This window comes from Actinosynnema sp. NPDC023658 (assembly GCF_040639995.1).
In the GTDB taxonomy this organism is placed as follows: domain Bacteria; phylum Actinomycetota; class Actinomycetes; order Mycobacteriales; family Pseudonocardiaceae; genus Actinosynnema.
On record NZ_JBFAAX010000718.1, the window covers coordinates 1 to 2,926 of the forward strand.

The 2,926-nt window shown below is 72.2% G+C and carries 3 protein-coding genes and 1 pseudogene; 1 reads left to right on the forward strand and 3 read right to left on the reverse strand.

What is annotated here, in order from left to right:
* The 3 genes and pseudogenes from AB0G02_RS33705 to AB0G02_RS33715 form a co-directional block, all read right to left on the reverse strand.
* A pseudogene (locus AB0G02_RS33705) lies at nucleotides 1–204 on the reverse strand (hypothetical protein); the annotation flags it as partial.
* A 10-nt stretch (nucleotides 205–214) separates the two neighbouring features.
* Nucleotides 215–1,201, reverse strand: a complete 987-nt coding sequence (locus AB0G02_RS33710) for a cation diffusion facilitator family transporter (RefSeq protein WP_360802469.1) — start codon at nucleotides 1,199–1,201, stop codon at nucleotides 215–217.
* On the reverse strand, nucleotides 1,198–1,884 hold the full coding sequence (locus tag AB0G02_RS33715) for a transporter substrate-binding domain-containing protein (protein ID WP_360802472.1): 687 nt from the start codon (nucleotides 1,882–1,884) through the stop codon (nucleotides 1,198–1,200). The genes AB0G02_RS33710 and AB0G02_RS33715 overlap by 4 nt, the downstream gene beginning before the upstream one ends.
* Before the next feature lie 258 nt (nucleotides 1,885–2,142).
* Between AB0G02_RS33715 and AB0G02_RS33720 the strand changes: the two genes are divergently transcribed.
* Complete coding sequence (locus AB0G02_RS33720) at nucleotides 2,143–2,883, forward strand: carbonic anhydrase family protein (RefSeq protein WP_360802475.1); 741 nt, start codon at nucleotides 2,143–2,145, stop codon at nucleotides 2,881–2,883.
* Nucleotides 2,884–2,926: the final 43 nt, after the last annotated feature.

A 2,926-nucleotide genomic window follows, 5' to 3' on the forward strand; every position in this document is an offset into this window, starting at 1 on the left:
CGCGGTGACCAGGTTGTGCAACTGCGCCTTGGCCGTGGGCGGTGCGTCGGGGCCCCACACCGCCTCGATCAGCCGCTGCCCGCCGACCGCCCGCCCGGCCTCCAGGACCAGCACCGCCAGCACCACCCGCTCCCGCCGGCTGCCGACGGGCAGCTCCCGCTCCCCCACTCGAACCCGCACCGGCCCCAGCACCCCGATCCACATGCCGCACACCCTAGGACCGCAGGTCAGGCCTCCCGCCGCGGTCCGCGCCGGTGTCGATGCGGGCGACCGGGGCGACGACGAGGTCGTGCACCCGCCAGTCGAAGTCCCGCGCCCACCGCTGCAACTCCTCCAACCGCTGCACGAGCCCGTCGGTGTGGGCGACGGGCACCACCAGCAGCTCACCGGCGAACACGTGCCCCTCCTCCCGGATGCGCAACCACGCGTCCGCGATCCAGTCGTGGTCGAGCACCGCCGCCAGCAGCTGGTCCGGCAACGGGTGCGGACGGCTCCCGTCCACCACCCGCGGCCGGTTGTCCATCAGGTTGGCCACCGCCGCACGGGTGCTGCGCACGCCGTCCCGGACGATGTCGGCCCCGATGACCATCGCCGCCACCGCGTCGGCCCACCAGAACCCGAACCCGATGCCCAGCACGCCCAGCACCGCCGCGGCGGCCGTCAACCAGTCGGCCCGGTTCATCTCCGCGTCCGCGTAGAGCACCTTGTCGTGCAGCTCCCGGGCGATCCTCAGCTTCGCGTGGCCCAGCATGACCGCCGGCGGCACCGTCGCGAGCAGCACCACGATCATCAACCAGCCCAGCCAGAACCGGAACCCGAACACCTCGACCAAGCCGATCGGCGGGCGTTCACCGGCCACCAGCCGCACCGCCGAGTCGTAGACGACGTACGCGCCCAACCCCAGCAATGCCACCGAACCCGCCAGGAACGCAACGCTCACCGACCGGTGGTAGCCGTAGGGGAACTGCTCGTCGGGCGCCCGGTTGCGGAACCGCGCGGCGATCAGGAAGGCCGCGGGCGGCACCAACCCGAGCATGTCCTCGATCCAGGCGGCCTTCATCGCCTGCGACTGTCCCAACGTCACCGCCAACAGCCCCACGGCGGCCAGGAAGAACGCGATCGTCCACCAGGCCAACCGCACCGCCCGCCGGTGCAGCGCGGCCTTGTCCGCGGGCAGCTCGAACCGGTCGTAGACCCTCACGCCGCCTCCTCGGCCAGCAACCGCTCGACCTCGCCGCCGGGCAGCTCGGCCAGGAACCGCTCGACCTCCACCTGCCACCCGTTCTCCCCCAGCGGCAACGCCCAGACGTGGCTGCGCTCGACCAGCACCTGCTTGCCCGCCCGCAACCCCAGCCCGGCCGTCCGCCAGTCGTCCACCGCCACCGGCAGGTCCCGCGCCTCCCCGACCTCCTCCACCGGCACCACCACCGCGTCCTCCTCGGCCAGCGCCGCGGCCTCGTCCGTGCCGGCCCTCACCGCCACCCGCACCCCGGCCAAGTCCTCCGGGACGTCCCCGGCCGCCGCCACGACGACCTTCGTGACCGCGTACGGCCGCGTCAACGACGCCTCCTCGATCCAGGGCGAGTTCCCCTCCAAGCCACCCACCACCAGGTCGAGCTGCCGCTCCCCCACCGCGGCCATCAACGACGACTCCGCCCCCACCGTCCACTCCACCCGCGCCCCCACCCGTTCCGCGAGCCGTCGGACCAACTCCACCTCGACCCCGGAGACCTCACCCCCGTCACCCACCCGAGTCCAAGGCCGGTTCTCCGCGACACCGACCCGGACGACGCCACCCCGCACCCGCTCGGACGTCCCGTCGACGTCACGAGGCAGCCCGCATCCCGTCGCCAGCACCGCAACCAGCACCAACACCCGCCACATACGGCCTCCTCGCCGGCCCACCAGCCCCAACACCTCCCCGAGTACCCAAACCGCGCCACTTGATCACCGACGTCGTCGACGCGCCGGCGACCGGACGCCCGACCTCGGCCCTGTGATGGAGTGCACAGATCGTTATGTCGCCTCTGGCCAGTTCGGGTGATTTGTAGACCTATTGATCGCCACTCGTTCGAGTGAAGGATGAAGCGGTCCCCCCAGGCGCGTCCCGCCTGGACCCCTGCCCGGAAGGTCCGGATCCCCGTGTCAAGAAGAGGCTTCGCGGCCGTCGCAGTCCCCGTCGTGCTCAGCGCCCTGCTGGCCGGTGCCACCCCGGCCCGGGCGCAGCTGCCGCTGCAGAGCCCGATCGACATCACGCCGACGGCGATCCGCATCGACCCGCACCTGCCCCAGTTGCAGATCTCCTACGGCCACCACGTCGCCGGCGACCTCCACTACGTCCGCAAGGACGCAACGGCGACCGACGGCTGCACGGTGCGCAACCACGAGGAGACCGAGGAGTTCGACGTCCAGCCCGGCGCCGGGTACGTGACCCTGTCCGGCGTCCGGTACGACCTCGTGCAGTTCCACTTCCACACCCCGTCCGAGCACCGCTTCGCGGGCCACGCGGACCCGCTGGAGATGCACCTGGTGCACCGCAGCGCGGCCGGCTCCCTGCTGGTGATCGGCGTCCCGCTGCGCGTCGGAGCCCCGTCCGCCGTGGACACCGCCCTGGCCCACCTCGCACCCGAGTGCGGCGAGGAGGTCCACCTCCCCGACCTCGACCTGAACACCCTGCTCCCGGTCAACCACGCCACGGCCCGCTACACCGGCTCCCTCACCACCGCCCCGTTCACCGAGGGCGTGCAGTGGTTCCTGATGAGCGAGAAGACGGTGGGCCAGGACACCGTCTCCCACTTCCAGGGCCTGTTCTACGAGGGCAACGCGCGCCCCGTGCAACCGCTGAACGGCCGCACCGTCCGAGTGGAACTCCCCCACCTCTGACCTCGGACCGCCGGCGGGCTGGCGAGTCCACAATGGACCTGCC